19 protein-coding genes and 1 pseudogene are annotated in these 18,777 nt (G+C 56.6%); 7 read left to right on the plus strand and 13 right to left on the minus strand.

Translation table 11 applies throughout. The annotated features are described in order from the left end of the window. Together rapA and cysZ are read right to left on the minus strand one after the other, a co-directional pair. Positions 1 to 2,380: RNA polymerase-associated protein RapA (gene rapA / locus ENI00_RS13810; RefSeq protein ID WP_304103543.1), on the minus strand; the 2,380-nt coding region annotated here is incomplete at its 3' end. Between the two features lie 16 nt (positions 2,381 to 2,396). After that, entirely contained in the window at positions 2,397 to 3,146 is a 750-nt protein-coding gene (cysZ, locus tag ENI00_RS13815; protein WP_304103546.1) for a sulfate transporter CysZ, read from the minus strand. Positions 3,147 to 3,243: 97 nt separating this feature from the next. On the opposite strand from cysZ, the gene ENI00_RS13820 reads away from it, so the two are divergent. From ENI00_RS13820 to ENI00_RS13845, 6 genes are all read left to right on the plus strand, one after another. Then, a complete protein-coding gene (locus ENI00_RS13820) occupies positions 3,244 to 3,648 on the plus strand; it encodes a VanZ family protein (protein ID WP_304103549.1) in 405 nt (134 codons plus the stop codon). A gap of 513 nt (positions 3,649 to 4,161) precedes the next feature. Beyond that, positions 4,162 to 5,265 carry a tRNA 2-selenouridine(34) synthase MnmH gene (mnmH, locus tag ENI00_RS13825; RefSeq protein WP_304103552.1) on the plus strand — a complete coding sequence of 368 codons (1,104 nt, stop codon included), beginning with the start codon at positions 4,162 to 4,164 and terminating at the stop codon, positions 5,263 to 5,265. 149 nt (positions 5,266 to 5,414) lie between these two features. Continuing rightward, a complete protein-coding gene (locus tag ENI00_RS13830) occupies positions 5,415 to 6,248 on the plus strand; it encodes a mechanosensitive ion channel family protein (RefSeq protein ID WP_304103555.1) in 834 nt (277 codons plus the stop codon). 173 nt (positions 6,249 to 6,421) lie between these two features. Further along, positions 6,422 to 6,979, plus strand: coding sequence for an aminoacyl-tRNA deacylase (locus ENI00_RS13835; protein WP_304103557.1), 558 nt, complete (start codon positions 6,422 to 6,424; stop codon positions 6,977 to 6,979). 82 nt (positions 6,980 to 7,061) lie between these two features. Next, positions 7,062 to 8,357 carry an FAD-dependent monooxygenase gene (locus ENI00_RS13840; RefSeq protein WP_304103560.1) on the plus strand — a complete coding sequence of 432 codons (1,296 nt, stop codon included), beginning with the start codon at positions 7,062 to 7,064 and terminating at the stop codon, positions 8,355 to 8,357. Between the two features lie 40 nt (positions 8,358 to 8,397). Continuing rightward, a complete protein-coding gene (locus ENI00_RS13845) occupies positions 8,398 to 8,763 on the plus strand; it encodes a histidine triad nucleotide-binding protein (protein ID WP_304103563.1) in 366 nt (121 codons plus the stop codon). Here the strand turns inward: ENI00_RS13845 and phoU are convergent. The 5 genes from phoU to ENI00_RS13870 all read right to left on the minus strand — a co-directional run bounded on the left by phoU (position 8,760) and on the right by ENI00_RS13870 (position 14,136). After that, positions 8,760 to 9,482, minus strand: coding sequence for a phosphate signaling complex protein PhoU (gene phoU / locus ENI00_RS13850; RefSeq protein ID WP_304103566.1), 723 nt, complete (start codon positions 9,480 to 9,482; stop codon positions 8,760 to 8,762). The two genes, ENI00_RS13845 and phoU, sit on opposite strands and share 4 nt — an antisense overlap. Before the next feature lie 32 nt (positions 9,483 to 9,514). Next, positions 9,515 to 10,363: a phosphate ABC transporter ATP-binding protein PstB gene (pstB, locus tag ENI00_RS13855; protein WP_304103597.1), complete on the minus strand. Its 849-nt coding sequence runs from the start codon at positions 10,361 to 10,363 to the stop codon at positions 9,515 to 9,517. Positions 10,364 to 10,427: 64 nt separating this feature from the next. Continuing rightward, complete coding sequence (gene pstA, locus ENI00_RS13860; protein ID WP_304103569.1) at positions 10,428 to 11,705, minus strand: phosphate ABC transporter permease PstA; 1,278 nt, start codon at positions 11,703 to 11,705, stop codon at positions 10,428 to 10,430. After that, complete coding sequence (gene pstC, locus ENI00_RS13865; protein WP_304103572.1) at positions 11,698 to 13,086, minus strand: phosphate ABC transporter permease subunit PstC; 1,389 nt, start codon at positions 13,084 to 13,086, stop codon at positions 11,698 to 11,700. Before pstC ends, pstA begins: the two co-directional genes overlap by 8 nt. A gap of 42 nt (positions 13,087 to 13,128) precedes the next feature. After that, positions 13,129 to 14,136: a substrate-binding domain-containing protein gene (locus ENI00_RS13870; RefSeq protein WP_304103576.1), complete on the minus strand. Its 1,008-nt coding sequence runs from the start codon at positions 14,134 to 14,136 to the stop codon at positions 13,129 to 13,131. Between the two features lie 248 nt (positions 14,137 to 14,384). Here ENI00_RS13870 and ENI00_RS13875 point away from each other — a divergent pair, with 248 nt between their 5' ends. Continuing rightward, positions 14,385 to 14,789 carry an acyl-CoA thioesterase gene (locus ENI00_RS13875; protein ID WP_304103579.1) on the plus strand — a complete coding sequence of 135 codons (405 nt, stop codon included), beginning with the start codon at positions 14,385 to 14,387 and terminating at the stop codon, positions 14,787 to 14,789. Here ENI00_RS13875 and ENI00_RS13880 read toward each other — a convergent pair whose 3' ends face one another. From ENI00_RS13880 to ENI00_RS13900, 6 genes and pseudogenes are all read right to left on the minus strand, one after another. Further along, positions 14,790 to 15,587 carry an ABC transporter permease gene (locus ENI00_RS13880; RefSeq protein ID WP_304103582.1) on the minus strand — a complete coding sequence of 266 codons (798 nt, stop codon included), beginning with the start codon at positions 15,585 to 15,587 and terminating at the stop codon, positions 14,790 to 14,792. After that, entirely contained in the window at positions 15,574 to 16,182 is a 609-nt protein-coding gene (locus ENI00_RS13885; RefSeq protein ID WP_304103585.1) for an ABC transporter ATP-binding protein, read from the minus strand. Before ENI00_RS13885 ends, ENI00_RS13880 begins: the two co-directional genes overlap by 14 nt. A gap of 7 nt (positions 16,183 to 16,189) precedes the next feature. Next, a pseudogene (locus ENI00_RS18670) lies at positions 16,190 to 16,270 on the minus strand (short-chain dehydrogenase); the annotation flags it as partial. 20 nt (positions 16,271 to 16,290) lie between these two features. Continuing rightward, complete coding sequence (gene arsJ / locus ENI00_RS13890; protein ID WP_304103589.1) at positions 16,291 to 17,502, minus strand: organoarsenical effux MFS transporter ArsJ; 1,212 nt, start codon at positions 17,500 to 17,502, stop codon at positions 16,291 to 16,293. A gap of 1 nt (position 17,503) precedes the next feature. Beyond that, complete coding sequence (locus tag ENI00_RS13895; protein ID WP_304103592.1) at positions 17,504 to 18,508, minus strand: ArsJ-associated glyceraldehyde-3-phosphate dehydrogenase; 1,005 nt, start codon at positions 18,506 to 18,508, stop codon at positions 17,504 to 17,506. Positions 18,509 to 18,553: 45 nt separating this feature from the next. Next, the coding region (locus ENI00_RS13900; protein WP_304103594.1) for an ArsR family transcriptional regulator at positions 18,554 to 18,777 on the minus strand (224 nt) is incomplete at its 5' end.

The raw sequence follows: 18,777 nt of genomic DNA on the forward strand, positions 1-18,777 counted from the left end.
CCTTACCCAGCCCGGAGCTGGTCACCGAGTCCATCACACCGGTCACCATGGGATGCTCCCAGCTCATGAACGCAATGTCTTCACGCTCCAACGCATGCTGGCGATCCCAGGTAACCGTTACGCCGTCTTCGGGCAACTCGGCTACGTGGCCGGCCTGATATTGCTCGCCGGGGCGCAATATGTCGGCCAGGTCAGAGTGGTTTTCTATTTCCACACCGAGGATATCAAACGCCTCAACCATGTAATCGCGTACCTGAACAGAGCCTTCTTCCTCTTCAATACCGGCAATCAACGTGTCGGCTATATCCCGGCGACATGAATTGAGTTCAATCAACGCATCCCGGCCGTTGTGCAGAAGCGTTTTAAGCCGGGAGGTCTCAGTGGCCGAAGACTCGACCAGACCCTCCAATACAGAAAACTCGCCTGCCAAAGCGCATTGCCATTGCTCGCCAACGTGCTCCTGCACCGCCACGCCAACGGCACAGCTTTCCGCAAACGCATTCAGTCCTTCGTGGAACCAACGATACTGCACTTCCTGCGAGGTATTGCGAAGATAGGGAATATGAACATCTATGGTGTCCGTTTGACCAATACGGTCAAGGCGTCCTATACGCTGTTCCAGCAAATCCGGGTTAGCGGGCAGATCAAACAGCACCAAATGGTGAGCAAACTGGAAATTGCGCCCTTCACTGCCAATCTCCGAGCAGATCAGCGCCTGGGCGCCCTGCTCACTGTCGGCAAAGTAGGCAGCGGCGCGATCACGCTCCACAAGGCTCAGGTGCTCATGAAATGCGGCGCTGCGAATACCGGCACGCAGTTGAAGATAGTGTTCAAGCACCATGGCGGTTTCCGCAAGGGCACAAATAACCACCACTTTGGCCGGGCGCAGGCCCGCCAGTTTTTTCTCCAGCCAGGCCACCCTCGGGTCGTCCGCCAGCCACTGCTCTTCGGGCACAGATTGCTCTGGTGCCAGACCTGGATAGCCGAAAGCCCGACCCTCATACATGGCCGGGCACTCCAGTGGAGCCGGGTTAACACGCCGTTCGGGGAAACCCTGGATAGCCGCGCGAGTATTACGAAACAGCACCCGCCCGGTGCCATGGCGGTCAAGCAATGCATCGATGACGGACTGCCGAGGCGAATTGCCGCTCATCAACGGCTCAAGGTCATCGCCCAACCAGGCCTTCAGCGCCCGGCGATCCTCTTCAAGGATGGCCGAGCCTTCATCTTGCAGGCGCCGTACGATGCTGTTGATCGCTTCGTACTGCTGCTCCTCTTCCTGAAACGTTTGTAAATCATGAAAGCGCGCCGGGTCGAGCAGGCGAAGCCGGGCAAAGTGGCTCGCCACACCCACCTGTTCAGGCGTCGCCGTTAGCAACAACAAACCTTCGCTAACCGCTGAAAGCGTCTCTACCAGTTGGTATTCCGGGCTGATGCTCTCGGGACTCCAGGCCAGATGGTGTGCTTCGTCGACAATCATCAGGTCCCAGTCTGCGCTCAAGACATCCTCTTGGGCTTTCTGGCTGTTCACCAGAAAATCAAGGCTGCACAACACCAACTGTTCGCTTTCAAAAGGATTAACCGACGAATCGCCGCCGAAAATGTGATCGACCAGGGCGTCGACATCGTCTTCGCTGTCTTTCAAGGCGTCGTAGCGGCTCTGATCAACAATGGAAAAACGCAGGTTAAAACGCCGGAGCATTTCCACGAGCCACTGATGAATCAGGGAATCGGGCACCACGATCAAGGCGCGCCTGGCACGACCAGTCTGCAATTGGTAATGCAGAATAAGGCCTGCCTCAATGGTTTTGCCAAGGCCTACTTCGTCTGCCAGAAGCACCCGGGGCGCGTGCCGTTTTGCGACTTCGTGAGCGATGTATATCTGGTGCTGCAAATGCTGCGTGCGGGCACCAATCAGGCCCCGGGCGGGAGACGCCCGCAACCGATCCATATGATGCACCGTTGCGAACCGAAGCCGGAAAGCGCCGTTTCGATCGAACTGGCCGGCGAACAAACGCTGGTGAGGCGCAGAAAAATTGACGGACCCAGCCAATTTAACCTCAGATATCTGCTCAAGTTGTCCTTCGACCTGCTCGCCATCGTCAGCGTCTGCATCGGCGTGGTACATCAGCACGCCGCCAATGTCGTCCACTGCCCGCACCGTATATCTTTCGCCTTCGAAGGTCTCAATACCCTCACCAATCTGGTAAATGATGCGGGAAAGCGGTGCATTATCAATAGCGTACGTCCGCTCTTCATCAGCAGCAGGAAATCCAAGAGTAACGCGGCGGCCAGAAATATCCGTCACTATACCCAACCCTAACGCCGTATCACTGTGGCTTACCCAGCGCTGGCCAATAACAAATTCTGACGCGTCCAAAAATCCTCCAGGGTTGTTAGTTTCGTGTTGCGCCGTTTTCGCGCACCCAGTAAGCCGTCGCACCGCACACGGCAGCAGGCACCACGACAAGATTCAGAACCGGCACCATCGCGGCCAACGCCACCGGCAACCCGAAGCCCAACGCAGACAATTGGGCGCGGCCAAGCAACCGCCGCAACGCTTTGAAGCTTACCTTGTGATTGTCTGCCGGGTAGTCAACGTACTGCAGTGCCATCATCCAGCTGTTGAACACAAACCAAAGCACCGCGGCGGCCAGGTTAACCACCGGAATCAACCCGATAATAAGCAGGCCAATAGCTCGCGGCAGATAATAGACAATCTTCTGTACTTCACGCCAGAGCGCCCGGGGAGTGTCCTTTAGAATGGTCACCCAGCTGTCGTCCGGGCTGACTTCCTGACCGGTGAGGTGTTTTTCGGTCAGCTCCGCCAGGTACCCGTAGAAAGGGGAACCAATCAGGTTGGCAACGATCACAAAACCGAACGCCAGCATCAACAGAATGACGGCCCCGTAAAGAATCCAGAACAACCAGTCCAGTGCCTGCAGCCAGGGCCAGTCTGGCAACCAGGACATTGCAGTGGCAATCAGGTTGTCGAACAGCCCGCCCATAAAATAAAACAGCAATCCGAAGAGAACAGTGTTGATCACCAACGGGATAACGACGAACAGGCGCAGTCCGGGCTGACGTATCAGGTGAAAACCCTCACCCAGATAGCCCAGCCCACGAAAAAAATTACCTCTGAGCATTGCCGTTTAATCCTCCGATTCGATGACAATGACGGGGCGCACAGCATATCATGTTGAAAACCTTCACACAGCCAGAGAACTCTGACGGACTTCACCGATGGCAACACCGAAACACCCACTGACGATCCTGCTGAACTTTCGCCCGCTTTGGCGCGCTGCGCTGCTGCTGTCAGTCATTGCCATCGGCTTTCTGGCAACCACTGACAGCGATTATCCGATCCCCTCGGCGTCCAGCGACAAAGTGAATCACCTGATCGCGTTTATAGAGCTCACGATTTTGACGCGTCTTTCATGGCCTGGCCTCCGAGTCGTCTGGTTCGCGCCCGTGCTTCTTGGCTTTGGAATGTGCATTGAGCTGGTTCAGGCAAACCTGCCGTACCGGGACTTTTCTCTGGCAGATGTGACTGCCGACGGGGCTGGCATACTCATCGGGCTTCTTCCCTGGCCTGGTTTGCGCAAAATCAGCAAAAGCGGCTTGAGAGATTCGCCCGAGTTGCTGTGAGATATTTCGCACAAACCTGTGAGACCTTGCAGTTATTTTGCGTGGGTAGTGGTTGCCCCTCTCATGCACAGTACCGCTAACTGATTGGTAAGCATGACTTATAGCCACCCCCATCACCAAACACGTCGCTCAAGCCTGCAGTACCCCTACGTTTCCACGCTTCCGATTAAGTATAGTGATCCCGTCAAGGACGACATGGAAAGGGACGACGCAGTGGATGCACCCCGGCACGGAATGCCGGGAGAGGCAAGGACTCAAGGACGCCTGCTTAAGGGATAACTATTCGGATTGCTGGCTCGGAAGCCAGCACCAGGGAGTGGCTCAGGGATTCGCAACAAGGATGTTGCACGCAGCGCAAGGATGCGCCGATCTGTTCCGATAAAGGGCAACCCTGGGGTTGCCCTTTTTATGCCGTATTTGTTGTCACGTTATCCGGAAATTACCCCCTCAAAGCATGAAAACTGCACTTCCGTTATACTGCCGCCACATTCTGGCACGCGGTTGAATCCTGAAATGGCAAACAGATCTGATACCGACAATTACCTTTCACTGTTCCTGAACAGCACGCCATTGATGGACGTACGAGCGCCCGTGGAGTTCGCCAAAGGCAGCGTTCCTGGCGCTGTAAACATGCCGCTGATGAATGACGAGGAACGTCACCGTGTGGGCATCTGTTACAAGGAAAAGGGTCAGGACGAGGCCGTCCGCCTGGGCCACCAGTTGGTTGCTGGCGACATCAAGGCCCAGCGTATCGAAGCCTGGAAGCGTTTCGCGGCACACCATCCGGAAGGCTATCTGTTCTGTTTTCGCGGGGGCTTAAGGTCCCAACTGACTCAACAATGGATCCAGCACGCTGGCATTGATTATCCCCTCGTCGAGGGCGGCTATAAGGCTCTGCGCCGATTTCTCATCGACAGCCTCGACAACCTCGTTGAATCCGGTGATTTCCGCATCATCAGCGGGCGCACAGGAACAGGCAAAACCCGCGTACTGCAGCAACTCCCGAACCCGGTGGACCTGGAAGGACTGGCAAACCACCGGGGCTCAAGCTTTGGGCGCCAGGTAACGCCCCAGCCATCGCAGATTGATTTTGAAAACCGCCTGACGGTTGCCATGCTAAAGGCCCACCATGTGAAAGAGGGTCCCGTTTATCTGGAAGATGAAAGCCGCCTGGTAGGCCGCTGCGCCATGCCGGACGCTCTGAAAGAGCGGATGACTCACGCACCCCTGCTTATTCTTGAGCGGTCCCTGGAAGACCGCACTCGCATTATTCGGGAAGACTATGTGGAAGCCATGTCTGCCGACTACATGAGTCGCGACGGCGCGGAGGCCGGCTGGCTGAACTTCCGCGACTACCTTCTGGGAGCGCTCGCCCGCATAAGCAAACGCCTCGGTGGTGATCGCTACGGCCAGTTGCTAGGCTTCATGGAGCAGGCGCTGGCGCAGCAGGAACGCAATGGTGATGTCCTCGCCCACGACGCCTGGATCCAGCCTTTACTGCAGGATTACTACGATCCCATGTACGACTATCAACTCAATCAGAAGCAGGGACGGGTACTCGTTCGGGGAGGCCCGGAGGCGATTGTCGGGTGGGCCAACACGAACGTTTGTGCGTAAACAACGAGCATTCAGCCGCTGACCCGACGGTGGCCTGATATGTACCCGGGTCATTTTGTCTGCTATATAAAGCCCTGAACGCATCCGGCCGGTTCGGATTTGTACTGGCGACTCAACGCACCAACATCAGGAATCTATAAGGAGTTTCCATGGAAGAGTTATTCAGCGCGAACGGACGCGCTTCCGAATACGTGGATCAAGCCATCACGCTGATCATGACGTACACACCGAAAGTTTTGCTGGCCTTGGTCACTTTGATTGTCGGCATGTGGCTGATCAATCGCTTTGTGAACGTGCTGGATTCAAAGCTCGGAAAAAAAGATCCGACATTGAACAAGTTCTTGTGCGGGCTGATCGGCGCTGTTCTCAAGGTTCTATTGCTTGTGTCGGTCGCCTCCATGATCGGTATTGCGACCACCTCGTTCATTGCGATCATTGGTGCTGCCGGCTTGGCTATTGGTCTCGCGCTGCAAGGCAGCCTCGGCAATTTCGCAGGCGGCGTGCTGATTCTGATCTTCAAACCCTTCAAGGTAGGCGACACCATCGAGGCTCAGGGCTTCCTTGGCGCTGTGGATGAAATCAGCATTCTGTATACCATCGTCAACACCTTTGATAATCGCCGGGTTGTGATCCCGAACGGCAGCCTGTCCAACGCGACGCTGGTCAACGTCAGCATCTACGACAAGCGCCGCTGCGATATGACGTTCGGCATTCGTTATGGTGACGACATTGATAAGGCCAAGGCAATCCTGCAACGTTTGATGGAAGAGGATGAACGCTCGCTGACCGAGCCAGCTCCGCGAATCTGCGTTGGCGGCCTGGGCGAAAGCTCCATCAACCTGATGTTTCGTGTCTGGGTCGAAACCGGCGAGTTGTGGCCTTACTACTGGAGCATGCAAGAAAAAGTCAGAAAGGCGTTTGATGCAGAAGGTCTGTACGCTCCGCTGCCACAGCGCGATGTGAATATGCGCCAACCCGATTAACGAACGGGCACCGTTTCGAATTGATACAACACGTTACTCGCAAACTCCACAACCTGAGCTAAGCTGACCAATAATGGCGGGGCTGATCGGCCCCGCCAGACCGTCGCCGGAGCAATCCTGGCACTCAGTCAACCGCTCCGGATTGCTGTCATTGCTGGTAAGAGGCCGTCACTATGCCGGTACAGCAGTTGAAAGAGTTTCTTGAAGAGGCCAATGTTGAATACATGTGCCTCACCCACCCCCCCGTGTTTACCGCGCGGGAACTCGCTCGTCACGTAAAAATTGCAGGCGACAACGTCGTCAAAACCGTCATCATCGAACTCGATGGAAAAATGGCGATGCTGGTCATGCCGGCAACCTGGCGCGTTCGCTGGGACAGTCTTTCACGCATCCTGGACACCGACTTTGTTGATCTGGCCGATGAGCAGGCCTTTCAGGATCGTTTTCCTGACTGCGAAGTTGGGGCCATGCCGCCTTTTGGCAATCTGTTCAACATGACCGTTTACTGCGCAGAGCCGTTAACAGAGCAATCGGAGCTTGCCTTCGCCGCAGGAAGCCACACCGAAACCCTGCACATGAAAACCCGGGATTTTCTTAGCCTGGTTCAGCCGGTCGTGCTTAACCGGGGCTTTGTCAAACCCGGCACGCGCAAGCCGGCCTGGCTGGCGAAAGGGCATCATCGACCCCATGAATCATCGGAACCGTCGATATCGCGCGCGGTAAGTAGATAATGCTTTTACACTCGGCTTGATCCCGGTCGCTTGTCTGATTTTTGCCATCGCGTAAACTGGGGGCATCAGACAGGAATCCGATATGACCCAAGCTTTTGATATTGTGATTGTGGGCGCTGGCATGGTTGGCGCCGCCCTTGCCACAGGTCTCGGGCGAGAAGGCTTCAGCGTGGCGATGATTGATCGCGCCCCGGCACCCACGTTCGACCCGGAGGCGGAGCCCGACATACGCGTATCTGCCCTGAGCGCCGGCAGCGAACGTTACCTGCAAAGTCTGGGCGCCTGGAACCACATACTGGGCATGCGTGCGACGCCCTATCGCCGACTCGCGGTGTGGGACGAAACGCGGCACCCGCTCAGCAACCTGTTGCCGCGAACATCAAACCGGGTAGAGTTCAGTGCGGCCGAGTTGAACGCTGCTCACCTGGGTCACATCGTTGAAAATTCGGTAACCCAGCAGGGCCTCTGGCAAGCTGCAGAAGCAGAACCCTCCGTTACGGTGTTGGCCGGCAGCGGCGTCTCCGGCATCGCCGAGACAGTCGATCACGCGACGGTGACACTCGAAAACAACCGGCAACTGACCGCCGCGCTGGTTATTGGCGCCGATGGTGCTCAGTCTCGGGTGCGGGATATGGCAGGCATTGGTGTTACCCGGAATCAGTACGCTCAGCAGGCAATGATTATTTCCGTGCGCTATCGTGGCCAGGTACAGGACATCACCTGGCAAGGCTTCTACCCTTCTGGTCCACGTGCCTTTTTGCCATTGTACAGCGCAGGCTCCGATTACCCCGGCGAAAGCCGCGCCTCACTGGTGTGGTACGACTCGTCACAGGAGATCGCCCGCCTGAAACGCCTTGGCAGTGACGCATTGATGGCCGAAATACAGCAAGGCTTTCCAAAGGAACTGCCGCCTCTTACCCATATTGAAAGCCGCGCCAGTTTCCCCATCGCCCGCCAACATGCCAAACAGTACTCTGCCGGCCGCATTGTATTAACAGGAGACGCCGCGCACACCATCAACCCATTGGCCGGCCAGGGTGTGAATCTCGGCTTTCAGGATGCCCAGTGCCTGCAGAACGTTCTGAAAGAAGCCAGGCGGGCGGGCACGGATCTCGCCGGGCCCTCAGTGCTGGCCCGCTATGAACAGCAACGAAGGCCGGCAAACCGACGTATGATGCTTGCCATGGACGCGTTTTATCACCTGTTCAGTAACCAGACCCCGCCGCTTCACCTGCTCCGGAATGTCGGCTTGGGGACTGCCCGTGCCCTGCCGTTTGCCCGCAATTATGTTGCACGTTATGCCATGGGGATTGATGACGAATTACCAGCCGTCATCCGGCAGCTGGCAGCCCGCTTACCGGGCCTGAACCAACATTAAGTGCATGACCAATCAAGCGACAACAACACAGGAACCCATCATGTCCGATACCCTTTTCACCAAAATTATCAACCGCGAAATCCCGGCAGACATCGTCTATGAAGATGACATCAGCCTGGCCTTCCGGGATATCAATCCCCAGGCACCGGTGCATCTGCTGATTATTCCGAAAAAGTTGATTGCCACCATCAATGACATCGAGGAAATGGATCGTGAGCTGGCAGGCCATTTGTTCTGGGTCGCCGCCAAGCTTGCCAAAGAGATGGGCTTTGCCGAAGACGGCTATCGTACCGTGATGAACTGCGGTGAAAATTCGGGCCAGACCGTGTTTCACATTCATCTTCACCTGTTGGCCGGCAAGCCGATGGGCTGGCCTCCCTATACCGACAAAATGAAGCAGGCCTAGCGCCCGACAACACGCTCCGCTTCTTCTACGGGCGTGTGGCGAACATCTTCACCCTTGACCATGAAGATCACGTTCTCGGCAATGTTGCAGGCGTGATCGCCAACCCGCTCAAGCGCCCGCAGAACCCACATCACCGACATACAGCGGGAAATATTGCGGGCATCTTCCATCATGAAGGTCAGCAGGGTGCGTGCCGCAGCCTGATATTCCTCATCCACTCGCTTGTCTTCCTTCATGACTCGCAGAGCCTGTTCAGAATCCAGCCTGGCGAACGCATCCAGCGAGTCGTGAAGCATTCCCATCACGTGAGCACCAATATGGCGTACCTCCACATACCCCTGGGGCGCCTGACTTTCCTCGGTGAGCTTGATGGCAAATTTGGCGATTTTCTTGGCTTCGTCGCCCACCCGCTCCAGATCCGCCACCATCCGGATTACCGAAATCACCAGCCGCAGGTCGCGGGCAGTAGGCTGACGGCGGGCGATGATGAGCATGGCCTCTTCATCAATGTCCATTTCCATCCGATCCACCAGCTTGTCTTTGCCCCGGATCTCTTCTGCCAGATAGCCATCACCATCAATCAACGCTTTTACAGCGCTGTCGATCTGGGTTTCCACCAATCCGCCCATTTTCAGGAAACGGGTTTTCAGTGCCATTAACTCATCGTTGAACTTATTGGAGATGTGGTCTCCGTAAACGTCGTCCTTCTTCGCAGCCATACTGTGTGCCTCCTTTATTCTTGGCGCCCGGATCAGCCGAAACGACCGGTGATGTAAGATTCGGTCAGTTGATGTTCCGGCATGGTGAATACCTTGCTCGTATCGTTTACTTCGACAAGGTGGCCCAGGTGAAAGTAAGCGGTGCGGTTGGAGACCCGCGCGGCCTGCTGCATGGAGTGGGTCACGATCACAATGGTGTAGCTTTCGGACAGCTCCGCAATCAGCTCCTCAATTCTGGCGGTGGCAATGGGGTCGAGCGCCGAACAGGGCTCATCCATCAACACCACTTCCGGGCTGACGGCTATAGCTCTGGCGATACACAACCGCTGCTGTTGACCGCCGGACATGCTGGTGGCCATGGCATCGAGGCGATCCTTGGCCTCGTCCCACAGGCCCGCCTTGCGCAGACTGTTCTCCACAATGTCATCCAGCTCTGATTTGCGGTTGGCCAGGCCATGAATGCGCGGGCCGTAGGCAACGTTATCGTAGATCGACTTGGGGAACGGGTTTGGCTTCTGGAACACCATACCCACACGGGCGCGCAGCTCCACCACATCCCGCTTGGGATCGTAGATGTCCTCGCCGTCCAGTTGCAGCGAACCTTTAATCCGACAGATATCAATACTGTCGTTCATGCGGTTCAGGCAGCGCAGAAACGTGGATTTACCACAGCCGGAAGGCCCGATAAACGCGATAACCTCATTGCGGGTGATATCCAGGCTGATGTTTCGGATGGCCCGGGTGTCACCGTAAAATACCTCTACGTCCCGAAGCTTGAACTTGGGATCGCTTGAAAACGGGGCACCGACGGTTTTTCCCTCTTCAATCACCGTTTCTGCCGGGCGTTCATTCGGAGCCTTTGTTGGTGTTGCTTCCGGCATATCTGCCTCTTTCCTGGCGGCTGGGGTCACAGTGTTGGTCATCGTAGTCATAAGTGTTGTCTCTTTACCACCGCCGTTCAAGACGCTTGCGCAGCCAGATGGCGAGTGCATTCATGGTGATCAGAAAGGCCAGCAGAACCATGATGCCGGCGGACGCCAGCTCCACAAAACCCTGCTCGGCGCTGCCGGCCCAGATGAAAATCTGCACGGGCAGCACGGTGGCGGAGCTGAAGAACCCGTCAGGGACTTCAACAATAAAAGCCACCATGCCAATCAGCAGTAAAGGCGCCGTTTCACCCAGCGCCTGGGCCATGCCAATAATAGAACCGGTCAGCATGCCGGGCATTGCCAGGGGAAACACATGGTGCAGCACCACCTGCATTTTTGAGGCGCCTATGCCCTCGGCGGCCTCACGGATCGACGGCGGAACGCTTTTGATCGCCGCACGGCTGGAGATAATGATGGTTGGCAGCGTCATCAACGCCAGCACCAGGCCGCCCACCACGGGCACCGATCGGGGCAAGCCAAACACGCCGATAAACACCGCCAGCCCCAGCAACCCGAAGATAATGGAGGGTACGGCGGCAAGATTGTTGATGTTGACCTCAATAAAGTCTGTGATCCGGTTACTAGGTGCAAATTCCTCAAGATAAACCGCCGCCGCAACGCCCACGGGGAAGGCAATCACCAGGGTAATCCCCATGGTCAGCAACGATCCCACCAACGCCCCGAGAATGCCTGCGTTAGAAGGCTCTCGGGAGTCGCCCCGGCTGAAAAACACGTCGTTGAAACTGGTATCTATAACGCCCTTGTCGAGCAGCTCGTCTGTCCAGCGTTGTTGCTGCTCGGTCAGGCGTATGGAGTATCCGGGGTCGCCGGCGTGTTTTACGTAGACCGACACCGCATCGTGGGCCAAAAACTCCATGGTGCGGGTAGTGCCCAGAAGGTCCGGTTGTTTTTCTAACAGGTCACGAACCTGATTGCTTGCGTAGCTGCCGGTCATCCGACTGAGCTCACGCTTGTCAGATCGGCTTGTAGCCGTTGGGAAATACGCCTGCAGAGCCTTGATGATGGGCGCCTGGAAATCAGCCATGGCGATCTGATCCGGATCGGTGGCATCGGTCAGGTACATCAGTTCGCCGTCCAACGGTACCTCAAGGGTAACGGTGGTTTTAATGAACCCTGTGTAGCCTTTGCTGACAATGTCTGTAAACAGAATCACCAATGAGAACAACGCAATCGCGATGGCGGTTATGCCATAAAAACGAAAACGGCGTTCCTTGCGGTAGCGACGCTTGAGCGAGCGGCGGACAAGCTCCGCCTGTGAGCCTGAGTCAGTCATATTGTTCCCTGTATTTACGCACAACCTTCAGTGCGATCACGTTCAGCAGCAGCGTTACGATAAACAGCATCATGCCCAGTGCGAAGGCGGCCAGAGTTTTGGCACTGTCGAATTCCTGATCACCGGTCAATAGAGTCACGATCTGAACCGTCACGGTGGTCACCGAATCCAAGGGATTGGCGGTCAGGTTTGCGGCCAGCCCGGCGGCCATGACAACAATCATGGTTTCACCGATCGCCCGGGAGGCCGCCAGCAGGATACCGCCCATGATGCCGGGCAGCGCCGCCGGAAAAATCACGTTCTTCATGGTTTCAGACTGGGTCGCGCCCATGGCCAGAGAGCCATCGCGAAGGGTTCGTGGAACCGCGTTGATCACATCGTCAGACAGCGACGAAACAAACGGGATAATCATGATGCCCATCACCAGCCCCGCCGCCAACGCGCTCTGGGAGGAGGCTTCAAGGCCGATCGCCACGGCCAGGTCACGAATGAACGGCGCCACCGTGAGCGCCGCAAAAAAGCCGTAAACAACGGTAGGTACGCCCGCCAGCATTTCCAGCAAGGGCTTGACCACCGCGCGCACCGGCCGGCTGGCATACTCGGAAAGATACACCGCCGACAACAGGCCCACAGGCACGGCAATCGACAGAGCAATAGCAGAAATCATCAAGGTGCCGGTAAACAGCGGGATGACACCGAACGCGCCGTCTGAGCCTACCTGATCCGCTCGCAGAGCGGTTTGCGGGCTCCAACTGGTACCGAACAGAAACTCGCTGATCGGCACCTTGCCAAAGAAACGGAAGGTTTCAAAAATAACCGAAAAAACGATGCCGATGGTGGTGAGAATCGCGACCGCTGCACACAGAAAAAACACCCGCTGCAACGTGCGCTCCACGCTCTTGCGAGCATTGATGTGCGGCGCTACCCGTGTCCATGCGAACGCTCCACCCAGCACGGCTATCAGGATGACCAGCAGCGTTTTGAATTGGCTGCTCTTCTCACGCAACTCCTGCAGCAGAGTCGCTGCGCCGGTAATCCCGTCCGGAACCCTGGCAGAATCCAGCTTGCCCGCCGCCACGTTGCTGATCTGGGAAAGCGTCAGGCTGGCATGGCCTTCTGATTGCGGCGCTAGCTCAGCAGGCAAAGACGCCATAACCATGTCCTGAATCACTTTGCCTTCAAACGCCGCCCAGACACCCAGAATGATCAGGGCCGGGATGGCACACCAAAGTGCGGCTCTGGCGGCGTAATAAACCGGCAGAGCCTTGAGGTTACGAATACCACCAAGAGGCCCTGCCACAGCCCGGGAACGCATGTAAGCGAACCCGTAAGCCACTGCGGCAAGTACCAGAACCAGGGGCAATAAATCAGTTGTCTGCATTACTGTCTCCTTGGTTCATCGCCTCGTTCCTCGCACGATCTACTATTTAAGCTCGTTACCCGTCATTGGTTTGAGCTCTTTGACCACTTTTGCCGTTTTCATGCGCACATCGCGGGGATTGGGTATCAGACCCACGTCTACCAGGTAGCCGTTGTCACCCCAGGCGCCTTCGCTGGTGAACTCTTCGGCATACTCCTGGATTCCCGGAACCACGCCTACGTGAGCATTCTTGATATAGAAAAACAGCGAACGGGCCACCGGATACTCTTCGTCAGCAATGGTCTCCGGAGTCGGTTCCACACCGTTGACGGTTGAAGCCTGGATTTCACCGCTGTTCTCCATCAGGAAGCTGTAGCCAAAGATACCCATTGTATCCTTGTCTTGCACGAGACGCTGAACGATCAGATTATCATTTTCACCAGCTTCAACGAACGGGCCGTCTTCACGCATGCTGTGGCACACAGACTTGAAGCGGGACTTGTCTTCGCTTTTGATCTTCGCAATAAAGTCGTAGGTTTTGCAGCCACCTTCCATCGCGATTTCAACGAAAGCGTCACGAGTACCGGAGGTGGGCGGTGGCCCCATAACGCGAATGGCCTTGTCTGCCAGGCTGGCGTCTATGTCACTCCATTTCTGGTAGGGGTTCGGGACCAGTTTTTCGCCGCCATCAGGGTCCGGAACGTCTTTGGCCAGTGCGAGAAACAACTCCTTCAATGTCAGGTCCATTCTCCCGGACTCTTTTGAATTAGCGATAACGATGCCGTCCGCGCCAATTTTTACTTCGGTAATGTCTTTTACACCATTGCTTTGGCATTTTTCGAACTCGCTCGGCTTCATTCGGCGCGACGCGTTAGTGATGTCCGGGTGCTCAGTGCCGATACCGGCGCAAAACAGCTTGAACCCGCCACCAGAACCGGTTGACTCCAGCTTCGGCGTCGGGAAATCGGTATTGCGGCCGAAGCGCTCGGCAACAACCGTGGCGAAGGGATAAACCGTCGACGAACCCACAACGTTTACGGTGTCACGGGCCATGGCCGGGGCGGAAATCATGGATAATCCGCTGGTCAAAGCAACGATAGCAAGAGCTGTATTCGATTTAATCACATTGAATCTCCATCAGTCTTTTATGTTGTGTACGGCATCGGTTTACTGATGGGTGAAGATTAGAGCGTTTGTGTGACAACTTTGTTACACCTGTTGAAATATTGCCAGAAGCCGTAAATAAGCTTGCAGCCGTGTGCTGGGCCGTTAACATGCTAAGAAAATAATTCCAGAGATTAAACATCAAGGCTGGTTTCATGACTGCGTACGATGATGACAAACCCAAACCCCGGGGCGACCTCACCCTTCAGATTGTGCCCTTGCCACAGGATACAAACGCCAACGGTGATGTCTTCGCGGGCTGGCTGGTGAAACAGATGGATATAGCCGCTGCCACCACGGCCGGGCGTATTTCTCTGGGCCGCAACGCGACTGTCGCTATGGACGGGATGGAATTTCTCTCGCCGCTGCGGGTTGGGTCCCAGGTGGGCTGCTACTGCGAACTGGTAGACATCGGTCGCAGCTCCATGAAAATCAATGTGGAAGTGTGGACCCTTGATCGCACCGCCAAAACCCCGCGCAAGGTTACCGAAGGCCGGTTCGTGTACGTCGCCATCGATGAGCACGGTCGTATTCGGGAAGTGCCGGAGCAGCACCAGTAGTCAGGGCTTCATCAGCCGATCCAGCCGCAACCGTTCGCGCTCGTCGAACAGTCTGCGACCACCCCAGGAAACCGCCATCAACGCACCGAAGCCAGTGCTTGCGGTAATGATCAGCATCACCAGAATCTGATATTTCACCGCCAGAGCCGGCGGGCTGCCGGCCAGAATCTGGCCGGTCATCATGCCCGGAAGGCTGACAATTCCCGCCGCGGCCATGGCGTTGATCGACGGCATCATCCCGCTGCGCATCGCCTCCCGGCGAATGTCTTCCAGGGCAAGCTGCCATGTCTGCCCCAGCATCAGCCGGTTCTCGATCACGGCACGCTGCCGCCAGACTGACTCATTTAACCGATCCAGGGCCAAGCTTACACCCGTCATGGTATTACCCAACAGCATGCCGAGCAGGGGAATCGCATATTGCGGGGCATACCAGGGTTCCGGGCCGATCACCACCGTCAAAGCCAACACCGTGACTGTGAAAGACGACACAAACATGGCCCCGGTGCCAATGCCAAAGGCCCACCAGCCCCGCAATCGGCGACTCTGGCGAGCCACCACTTCGCGGCCAGCTACCAGCAACATAATCAGTGCCAGTAGCGCAATCCAATAGAACGCAGAAGACGCAAACAGGGCTTCCAGCACCAGTCCGATAAGGGCCAGCTGAATCACCGTACGTGCGGCAGCAATCAACAGGCTGCGGGTGATGCCGAGTCGGGTCAAGTAGCCGGCCACCGCCAGAGCCAGCGTCAACAGGGCTGCCAGCCCAAGTTTCCACCAAGCCAGATCAATCACTTCCATGGACAGGCTCCAGCCGGGCTCCGTGAATTCGATAGTGGGCACTGGCCACACGTTGGATCTGGGCCGGGTTATGGGCAACCCATAGAGCAGCGATCTGCCGCTGCCGAATTTCTTCGAGTAGCCAGGCTTCAACGGCCTTCGTGGTTTCGTCATCCAGGTTGGCGGTCGGTTCGTCCAGCAACAACGCCTGAGGTTCCAGGGCAAGAGCCCGCCAGAGCGCAAGTCGCTGCCGTTCTCCGGAAGACAACCGGCTGACCGACCAGGTCATCACCTCTGGAGAAAACCCCAGTGCCGCGGGCAATCTTGTATCGGCGTTAAGGGCAAAATGAGCACCCACCTCATCAAACCACCACTGACTGTCTGCCGGCACCATGATGACCCGGCTTCGCCACTGGTGAGCCAGCATGTCACGCTGACCGGCGCCATTCAGGGAAATGCTGCCGCCGTGAGGTTCCAGGTCGGCCACCGCTCGAAGCAGGCGACTCTTGCCAGTGCCAGACACGCCTGACAGACAAACCACTTGGCCACCGGGCACCTCAAGTGACACGTCATGCAGGCCGCCAACGCTGACGCTTTCCAGCACAAGGCCAGTCAAAACCGGCTCACCATGGCAATTCTTCACCGTTGCTGTGCCAGAAGGAGCCGGTATTCTCCAGGCCCAGACGGGCAATCCGTTCCGCCAGTAGTGACGACCACTTGCGATTCAGACATACCCCCTCCCCTCAATCGGTCTATCGTTACCCTCGGGCAACCATACCGACAACAACGCAGCCATGGCTACCAACCCGGCAGAAATCCAAAGACAGGCCGTGAGGCCATAGGCCTGATATATCCAACCAGACAGTATGGTACCTAGCAACCGACCCGCGGCGTTGGACATGTAATAAAAACCCACATCCAGCGACACACCGTCACCCCGGGCGTAACTGACAATCAGGTAGCTGTGCAGGGATGAGTTGATAGCAAACAATACGCCGAACAACAGAAGACCACCGATGACCACCAACTGCGCCGGCCAACCCGCCATCAAGCCAATCGCAATGGCCGCGGGAACCAGCGCCAGGGCAGCGGCCCAGAGCACGGCGGGGTGTTTGCCCTCCATATTCCCGGTAATCCGCGGCGCCAGGGTCTGGATAAAGCCATAGCCAATAACCCAGGAGGCCATAAAGCCCCCTACCTTCCAGAAGTCCCAGCCAAATACCGTATTCAGATACACCGGCAAGGCAACCACAAACCAGACATCCCGCGCGCCGAACAGAAACATACGCGCTGCCGATAGCACGTTAATGGCGCGGCTTTTTGACAGGACCTCGCGAAACTTCGGCTTGGCTTTACTTTTGCCCAGTTCCTGCTTGAGCAGAAACAGACTGGACAGCCACACCACCCCAAGAGCCACCGACATCGCAATCACCGCGCCGGTAAATCCAACCGACATCAGCAATACACCGCCCAGGAAAAAGCCCACGCCTTTCAGAGTATTCTTCGAACCGGTAAGGATGGCGACCCACTTGTATAACTTACCCGGCTGCTCATCGGGCACCAGTAATTTGATGCCGCTTTTGGCGGACATCTTGTTCAGATCCTTGGCAATGCCGGACAAAGCCTGCGCGGCCATCACCCAGGGCACCGTCAGCATGACCGCTGGCACTGCCAGCATGGCCAGCGCCGCTATCTGCAGGAACAGCCCGATGCTCATGGTGCGATTCAGGCCAATGCGCGCCCCCAGATAGCCACCCAGCAGATTGGTCACCACCCCGAAGAATTCGTAAAAAACAAACAACAGGGCGATTTCCAGAGGCGAATAGCCCAGCTGGTGAAAATGCAGCACCACCAGCATGCGCAGGGCACCGTCGGTCAGGGTGAAAGCCCAATAGTTACCTGTAATCACCAGATACTGACGGATGGCGGCGTTCATATCAGGCCAGACCCACCTTGCGTGCCAGTTCCGCCGTGCGGTTGGCGTAGCCCCATTCGTTGTCATACCAGGCGTAGATCTTCACCTGAGTGCCGTTGATCACCAACGTGGACAGGGCATCAACAATGGATGATCGCGGGTCGGTCTTGTAGTCAATGGACACCAGCGGGCGCTCTTCGTAGCCCAGAATACCCTTCAACTCCCCCTCGGCGGCTTCTTTCAATAGCCGGTTTACGGTGTCGCGGTCCGTCGGCGTTTCTACCTCAAACACACAGTCGGTCAGCGAGGCGTTGGTTAGCGGCACTCGCACAGCATGGCCATCCAGCCGCCCTTTCAGCTCCGGGAATATCTCGATAATCGCGGTAGCGGATCCGGTGCTGGTGGGGATCAGGGAACTGCCACAGGCCCGGGCCCGGCGCAGGTCCTTGTGGGGTGCGTCGAGTATGGTTTGAGTATTGGTCAGGCTGTGAATGGTGGTAATAGAGCCATGTTTGATGCCAAGTGTCTCGTGAATCACCTTGACCACCGGCGCCAGGCAGTTGGTAGTGCAAGAAGCCGCAGTCACTATACGGTCGTTTGCCGGATCGAAAATATGCTCATTCACCCCCAATACAATGTTCCTGGCCCCCGCCTCCTTCACCGGTGCGGTGACCACCACACGCTTCACACCCTGATCAAGGTAATCATGCAGCACCGCAACCGTCTTGTTCACGCCACTGGCCTCAATCACCAGATCGCATCCAGACCAGTCGGTGTCGCCGATAGCTTTGTTGTGGGTAACGTTGATGTGCTTGCCTTCAATCACCATCTCGCCAGCACTGGCCTTGGCCTCATAGCCCCAACGACCGTGCACACTGTCGAAGTTCAGCAGGTGTGCCAGGGCATAGTTGTCTGCCCCGGGATCGTTGATGGCAACAAATTCCAGTTCCGGCCAGCCCCAGGCCGCCCTCAGAGCCAGCCGACCAATGCGGCCAAACCCGTTAACGCCTATTTTGATCTTACTCATACTGATTTCCTTACAAGCTTCACAACCCGTGTATCCGGTAAATGATCAAGGGCATTGTTCGCCCGGACGCCCAGCCATGGCCTGCAACTGCACCAGCGGCGTTTCGATCAACGCCCCATTGTTCTGAGCTGTTTCATCCAGAACCCGCGATACCCAGCCGGGTAGCCGGGGGTTTAGATAATAATAGACCCACTGGCCACGGCGCTCCGTTTCCAACAGCCCGGCATTCCGCAGGATGGCCAGGTGGCGGCTAACTTTTGGCTGAGACA

Origin of the sequence: Marinobacter antarcticus (assembly GCF_011049865.1) — a bacterium.
In the GTDB taxonomy this organism is placed as follows: domain Bacteria; phylum Pseudomonadota; class Gammaproteobacteria; order Pseudomonadales; family Oleiphilaceae; genus Marinobacter; species Marinobacter antarcticus_A.

Bases quoted from the DNA above. Each gene is read 5' to 3' on its own strand.
- ENI00_RS13845 (WP_304103563.1), top strand. From the start codon at position 8,398: ATGTCCGATACCCTTTTCACCAAAATTATCAACCGCGAAATCCCGGCA.
- pstC (WP_304103572.1), bottom strand. From the start codon at position 13,086: ATGCAGACAACTGATTTATTGCCCCTGGTTCTGGTACTTGCCGCAGTG.
- arsJ (WP_304103589.1), bottom strand. From the start codon at position 17,502: ATGAACGCCGCCATCCGTCAGTATCTGGTGATTACAGGTAACTATTGG.
- mnmH (WP_304103552.1), top strand. From the start codon at position 4,162: ATGGCAAACAGATCTGATACCGACAATTACCTTTCACTGTTCCTGAAC.
- phoU (WP_304103566.1), bottom strand. From the start codon at position 9,482: ATGGCTGCGAAGAAGGACGACGTTTACGGAGACCACATCTCCAATAAG.
- ENI00_RS13840 (WP_304103560.1), top strand. From the start codon at position 7,062: ATGACCCAAGCTTTTGATATTGTGATTGTGGGCGCTGGCATGGTTGGC.
- cysZ (WP_304103546.1), bottom strand. From the start codon at position 3,146: ATGCTCAGAGGTAATTTTTTTCGTGGGCTGGGCTATCTGGGTGAGGGT.
- ENI00_RS13875 (WP_304103579.1), top strand. From the start codon at position 14,385: ATGACTGCGTACGATGATGACAAACCCAAACCCCGGGGCGACCTCACC.
- pstA (WP_304103569.1), bottom strand. From the start codon at position 11,705: ATGACTGACTCAGGCTCACAGGCGGAGCTTGTCCGCCGCTCGCTCAAG.
- ENI00_RS13895 (WP_304103592.1), bottom strand. From the start codon at position 18,508: ATGAGTAAGATCAAAATAGGCGTTAACGGGTTTGGCCGCATTGGTCGG.
- ENI00_RS13880 (WP_304103582.1), bottom strand. From the start codon at position 15,587: ATGGAAGTGATTGATCTGGCTTGGTGGAAACTTGGGCTGGCAGCCCTG.
- ENI00_RS13830 (WP_304103555.1), top strand. From the start codon at position 5,415: ATGGAAGAGTTATTCAGCGCGAACGGACGCGCTTCCGAATACGTGGAT.
- pstB (WP_304103597.1), bottom strand. From the start codon at position 10,363: ATGCCGGAAGCAACACCAACAAAGGCTCCGAATGAACGCCCGGCAGAA.
- ENI00_RS13820 (WP_304103549.1), top strand. From the start codon at position 3,244: ATGGCAACACCGAAACACCCACTGACGATCCTGCTGAACTTTCGCCCG.
- ENI00_RS13870 (WP_304103576.1), bottom strand. From the start codon at position 14,136: ATGATTTCCGCCCCGGCCATGGCCCGTGACACCGTAAACGTTGTGGGT.
- ENI00_RS13835 (WP_304103557.1), top strand. From the start codon at position 6,422: ATGCCGGTACAGCAGTTGAAAGAGTTTCTTGAAGAGGCCAATGTTGAA.